Here is a 6,815-nt window from a genome sequence, read left to right as displayed (position 1 = left end):
TGTTTGAGGTATCAATTGCAGAGACGAAACCATCGTCTGTGCCAGCTACATATCCCTTCTTCATTCCTGCCACATATACCTTTGTTCCTGTAGGATTGACAACAATTTCATCAGGAGAATTATCTATATCCACATTGTCTGTAACAGTATTTGTTGCTGTATCAACTACAGAGACATAACGACCCCCGTTTGCCACATATACCTTTTTTCCATCTGGGTTTACTGCAACTCCAGAAGAATAATTTCCTACATGTACCGTAGCTGTAACCACGTTAGTAGCTGTATCAATTACAGAAACAGTATCGTCAAGGGCATTAATGCTGCCATAGTTCGCCACATATACCTTTTTTCCATCTGGAGTAACTGCAATACTTTCTGGACAGTTTCCAACAGGCACAGTGGCTGTAACAGTGTTTGTGTCAGTGTTAATTATAGAAACGTTATTGCTGCCACTATTAGTCACATACACTTTTTTTCCATCAGGACTGATTGCAACTCCATCAGGATCATGTCCAACTTTCACAGTATTTATAACAGTATTTGTTGCAGTATCAATTACAGAGACATTAACGCCGCCCCAACGGTCAGTCACATATGCTATTTTTCCATTTGGTGTGACTGCAATTCCATAAGGCGTGCTTCCTACTTTTACTTTGGTTATAGTTGTTCCTGTGGCTATGTCAATTACAGAGACAGTTCCACCTATAATGTATACAAACGGCCACGTGGATGAAACCCTTTTTTCAACGCTTATGTTTGCAAGTTTGGAATTAGTATTGAGTCCGTTGCTACCTGTCAAATTAACTGTATAGTTTCCTTGAGTTCTGTACACATATACAGGATTTTGTTCTGTGGAATCTAATGTACCATCATTATCAAAGTCCCAGTTCCACGCAACTGCGTTTTTCGAAAGGTCTGTAAACTTAACAACAAGAGGTGCATTGCCATTAGTGACGCTGGCTGTAAAGTTCGCAGTTGGGGTTACTGAATTTTGCAGACTGGACATAGATACAAGAGGCAAATAGTCAAATTCATCCTCATAAATATTATAAGGAAGGTCTCCAATTCCGTTCCTATCCGAATCCACGCAGATCTGGGAGAATCCAGTTCCATCTGGCTTTGCCCAGAAATTGCCTCCGATGTAAGGGCCACAAACAATATTACTGCCTGAAGTAAGTGAACTGTTCCAGGTATTCCCTCTACCTTCTCCAAGCCTTACATTTACAGTGTTATTAAAATAATTATTGTAGATCCGTTTACCGCCTTCGTCGTACTGATCGACGATCCCACTTTCTGCACTGGACATTATCGTGTTGTTGATTATTTCAACGCCAAGACAGGCATCACCTAAATCAATCCCTACATCACAGTTTAATATTGTATTATTGTCAATTCCTGAACTTACAGACGAAAGATGAATCCCATTATGGCAGTCAGTAATCCTGTTATTATGAATATGTGCATCCTGATCAAATTCAGAGATGCCAGTGGAGCAATTTGAGATCGTACTACCTAATACGGTATTATTTTTCCCACAGCAGGAGATAAGTATACCTTCACCGTTAGAAATTTTGTTTTCGGCTATCAAATTGCCTGATATCTCGGATCCCAAAACGATAGAGCCATTTTCAATGGTATTACCTGTCACACTATTCATATCGCCATGAAAGATGATTGTTAGATTGCTTGGCATGTAGGATCCCAGAAAGATAGAACCGTTTTCAATGGTATTACCTGTCACATTATTCATCTTGCCATAAACGAAGATCGCATTTCTTTCAGAAAGATTACTGGCTCCTGTTATCTTTAAGCCACTGATCGTTGTGCTATTAGCTGTTATCAGAAAGGTACTTACACTTTCATTCAGCGGTTTTATTTGCGCATCTCCATTGTTTGGTTCTGACCTGATAGTTAGACCTTTTACATTGACAAGAACGTTTTCAGTATAGGTTCCAGATCTCACTATTATTGTGTCCCCTGGCACAGAATTATTCACAGCTTCCTGAATTGACGTGAAATCAGCTTTAGAATCATCATCTACCGTAATTTCCATTGCTGATGCAGTAGCTGACATGGAAACTAAGAAAGCGAAAATCAAAAATGTTGAAGTTAAACTTATTGAATATAGCTTCTCTTTATTCCTCATTATTCCCCCAAATGAATAATTTAATATTTAACAAATAAGGCTTAATAATATCATTGTCCCCTATTTGTATTAAGAGAATGGAATATAGAGAAAAAAGAAAGGAAAGTTTACTTTTCCAGTGCTCTCATAGTTAAAAATAGGTATCTTGAGGGCAAATAAAATAAATATTTAAAATTTGGCAAAGCAAGGTAAATATACCGCCTGCCAGGTATGATCAACAAGAAATTATGTTTTAACCTTAATAGTTCCCTTTTTTAATTTAATGTATTCGTTTTCCTTTGGAATTAATATATTAGACCTTTTTTCTGTATTACTCCGTTTGCATTCTTTACTATCAGTTGACAGTTTGACAGTATATTTTTCTTGCTTGTTTTGTATGTACAGGCTTGGACCGTTGAGTATGTTTTATTTCCAAAATCCCAGATCCAGTCTGTTGCATTTTCCAACAGAAATGTAAATTGCACTTTCAGGGAACAAGATCACTTGTAACATTTGCACTGAAATTTGTTGCGGATTTTTTTGATTCCTTTAATGAAATAGTACACATGTAAATATCAAAAATACCATATTTGCCATGATTCCGCCATAATATTCTGTTCCCGTATATTGCAGGATCATCTTGATTTGATTTATTGGTAGTAATCTGAATTTCTTTCTGAGTGGAAAGATTATACATGAAAATATCATAATTTCCATTACGGCTATCCGTATACACTAATCGATCCCCGTAGATATCAGGTTCGGAAGTTGATCCTACAATAGTGGAATCTATCTGGATTTCTTTAGAATTAGAAATATTGTATACGTGAATATGACGTATTTCATCGCGATAGTCTTGCCAAATTATCCTGTCGCCGTAGATTTTAGGATTATATACTGATGCATTGATAGTAATTTGAGTCTCTTTAGAAGTAGAGAGATTATACATATAGATATCATCACTTCCATTGCGAGAATCTGCCCATATTATCCTGTCTCCGTAGATATCAATACCTCTCGGAACTGATTCATTGGTAGTAATCCGGGTTTCTATGCAATTGGATACATTATACATGTATATATGATATCTTCCATCCCGATCATCTACCCATATTATTCTATCACCGTAAACAGAAGGACTATACGCTAATCCGTCAAAGGATATCTGGGTCTCCTTGGAGGTAGAGATATCGTACATGCATATATGCCTTCCATTGCGCCCATCTACCCATACTATTCTGTCTCCGTAAATATCAAGTCCATATGAGAATCTGCTAGAAGGAGTGGTTATTCGAGTCTCTTTTTTGGTCGAAAGATTATACATATAGATGTCACGGGTTTGTTGATTGTCAAAATGGTTGCGAAAATCCACCCATACTATCCTATCCCCGTAAATTTTAGGAGAAGGACCATAGATTGCTTCTCCACTTGTACTAATTTGGGCTTCTGTTAGTATGAGTTGATCATCTACGAGATCCTTAGGAAATACTAAAATTGTAGATAACTTTGAGTCAGTAGTATTTACATCGCCCACTGTTAGATTAACGGTATAGTTTCCAGGATCGGTGTAAACATAAACAGGGTTTTTTTCTGTGGATTCAGGTATTCCATCATTATTAAAGTCCCAAGATCTTGATACTGAATTTCTTGAATAATCTGTAAACTGTACAGGGAGTGGAGCAAATCCTACGTCTGGCTTTACAGAAAAGTTTGCAATAGGAGATTTTACTATTGTTGGGACAATGCAGGTGTAGATATCAGAATACCCATTTCCATTGCGCCAATCCTGCCATACAAGCCTATCTTCGTAAATAGTAGGCCAATTTTGAGTTGATCCATTCATGATTATCTGAGCTTCTTCTTGCATGGAAATATTATACATGTAAATATCACGGCCACTATTCTTATTGCGGCCATCCATCCATATTATGTTGTCTTTATATATTTTAGGTAGAAATGCCGATTCACTGCTTGTAATTTGAGTTGTCTTGGAAGTTGAGATATTATACATGTAAATATCTGGATATAGAATGTAACTCCGTCCACCACGGTCACCCTCCCATACAATATTGTCACCATATATAGCGGACTCTAACTGAGGAAGTTTACTGTCGGTAATCTGAGCTTCTTTTGAAGTCGATAAGTTGTACATATAAATATTAGAGATTTTATTGCGAGAATCTGTCCACACGATTCTATCAGCATAAATGGCTGGATCGAAAGCCTGTTTACTGGTTGTGATCTGACATTTAGTAAATGTGGAAAGATTATACATGTAGATATTTGAAATTCCATTTTGAGAACAATGCCATACAATCTTATCTTTGTAAATAGCAGGAGTACTTCCATCACATATATTTTCAGTAATTTGGAGTCTTTTAGCTGTTGGAATGTCATAAACCACAAGCTTGCAATCGTAATAATTACCATCGTATCCAACACACTCTACCCACACAACTTTGTTCCCGTAAATGGCAGGCCAGCTTGCTGAAGATGAATTAAGTTGAATATCTTCTGATGTTGTTAAATTGTAAAGGTGGATTATTCCTGAATCGTTAACGTCATCAGACCATACAACATTATCACCATAAATAGCAGGAGTGGATGCCAGTGAACGATTTTGTGTGAGCCGAGTTTCTTGTAGAGCAGATGCCGTAGATGATATTAAGATTAAGAAAAAGAAAAGTAACGCTGTTAAAGTTATTGAATATGATTTCTTTATATTCCCCATTTGTTCTCCCCAAAATGAACTAATTTAATTTAATAAAATACCCTAATATATAGAAAATTTGAACATTATTTATCGTTTTCTGTCAATATTTAATGCTTGAAATGAAGAAAATAAGGTATTCATAGATAAAGTTAGTAGAAAACTGGTTCCTAACCATTCCTATTTAGGTCATTCTTTGACAGGTATCGGAAGAAAATAGAAAAGATCTTTTCAATCTGGAAATAAGGTGAATATACCGGGCTGCCTGACTTGATTAATTCTTCCAATTACCTGACCATGATTCGTATTACTTTTATCTTTCTTTAATTCTATACAAGAATACAGATCGTAGGTGGACAACTTCAATGATTATCCCAAATCTAGGCGACTTTGGTTCTTCTACAGTTGCTTTACCTGCAATCTTGCTCGCATTATCGCTTTAGTTACTGCATATTATAGAGAGGATGATGGAGTAGCAATTAATATGGTTTTTCAGATTATACAGGTTTGTAGGTAATGCTGTGAGGATAAATGAGGTAGAAAGTATTACAGTTTTTTAAGTTATGCAAGTTTACTGAGACTGCAAAAGAAATAATTCATGTAAAACGAGGATTATTTTATCCTGAAAGCTTAAGAAACATATTCCTATAAGACATATTATGTATTCAACATAAAAAGAAAGGTAAGGTAATTGATATGAACATATCTGTATCATGCCTGTTACTGGTAACTACTCCCCCTTTTGAAAGTTTAGAATTTAAATGTGTATGCTCTTGTCCTGATTATTTCACTCGAAAAGATTTGTTCTCGTTTGTTTCTGCTGGAAAGATATGAAATAATATGACATCAGAGTTTACTGTGCTGGTTATCATTAGTGCATGCCTTGTCTATCAGAGTAAATATTCCTGAGAGCTTAAAATCCTGAACAATACCGAGATATTTGATTGGATAGAAGATGAAAATAACTTTAAAAAAAATAATAAGGCTGCGTGTCTCTTTGAGCAGACAAATATAAAATGGCAAAGAAGAAAAGTAGAGTCGCTGAACTAACTGCATTTCAAGTGCAGTTAATTGTTATTAATATTGACTTAATGAGAACTCAGCGACTCTGTATGGAGGGTCTACATGGAAGTAAACATAGGGCTTGAAGTGTGGCAGAAAGTAGGAGTTTTCTGTCATTTGAAGCACCCAGTACAACTTTCTACGCAATAGAATTATTACATATGGAATATATTAATATTTGTATATAAAAATATTATTTATACAGATAATTCTTTTAGGTTAAAAATCTCAAATTAAATTCAAAGTTTGATCTAATTAAGCAGTAAGATTATCACATTCTCTTATAAGCTCTCCAAACAATATCTTAGATTTCTCAAGTCCTGCATGTATCCCCTTCAAACATTCCTCTGAACAATTTGGTTTTTTATCTCAAGTGTGTCTATAAGTAAGTTATATTTATCCTGTAGAATCTGTAGTTTCATGTTTCTATTACTTTCCAAATGGAATAAATCAAAGTTATCTACGTGATCCTCAAAAGTATATTTTGCTATGTCTAAGCCTTTATTAAATCCTTCTTGAAAATCTGAATAAGCTTGGTCTTCCTTATTTATCTCAATTATACTACTGAATTTTCTAATTGCATGTCTAATTGTTTGTTTTTCCAAATTTTGCCCTCCTTTGCTTTTGAGATGAAATGCTTATGCAATGGGAAGGATTCAATCCCCGTTATTCACTCATTGCTTTGAAAAATGTTAAAAATATAGTTTTTATAACCAAAATTATTTTACATATATTTTTGATATAACTCATTTTTTGAGTAAATTCTTTTGCATATTTGACATCGCACTGGTCAAGTGCGCCTTTAATTCGCTCTGGATTTTTTGCTTTATATTATAAAATGTCAGTTGAGATAAATATATATAGTGAGTAGACTTAATTTATATTAAAATAACAATTTTATAGTGGGGTAAAGACATG

The 6,815-nt window shown here is 35.0% G+C and carries 3 protein-coding genes and 1 pseudogene; all 4 read right to left on the bottom strand.

Going from position 1 to position 6,815, the window contains the following annotated elements:
* On the bottom strand, positions 1-2,146 hold a 2,146-nt coding region (locus BP621_RS00195), incomplete at its 3' end, for a NosD domain-containing protein (protein ID WP_292387000.1).
* A gap of 466 nt (positions 2,147-2,612) precedes the next feature.
* Complete coding sequence (locus BP621_RS00190) at positions 2,613-4,580, bottom strand: PKD domain-containing protein (RefSeq protein WP_292386997.1); 1,968 nt, start codon at positions 4,578-4,580, stop codon at positions 2,613-2,615.
* 75 nt (positions 4,581-4,655) lie between these two features.
* Positions 4,656-4,856 (bottom strand): annotated as a pseudogene (locus BP621_RS17140) (cell surface protein); the annotation flags it as partial.
* Positions 4,857-6,232: 1,376 nt separating this feature from the next.
* Complete coding sequence (locus BP621_RS00185; protein ID WP_292386995.1) at positions 6,233-6,502, bottom strand: hypothetical protein; 270 nt, start codon at positions 6,500-6,502, stop codon at positions 6,233-6,235.
* Positions 6,503-6,815 lie beyond the last annotated feature (313 nt).

Origin of the sequence: Methanosarcina sp. UBA5 (assembly GCF_002505485.1) — an archaeon.
Classification (GTDB): domain Archaea; phylum Halobacteriota; class Methanosarcinia; order Methanosarcinales; family Methanosarcinaceae; genus Methanosarcina.
This window is presented reverse-complemented; position numbering and strand designations above follow the sequence as displayed.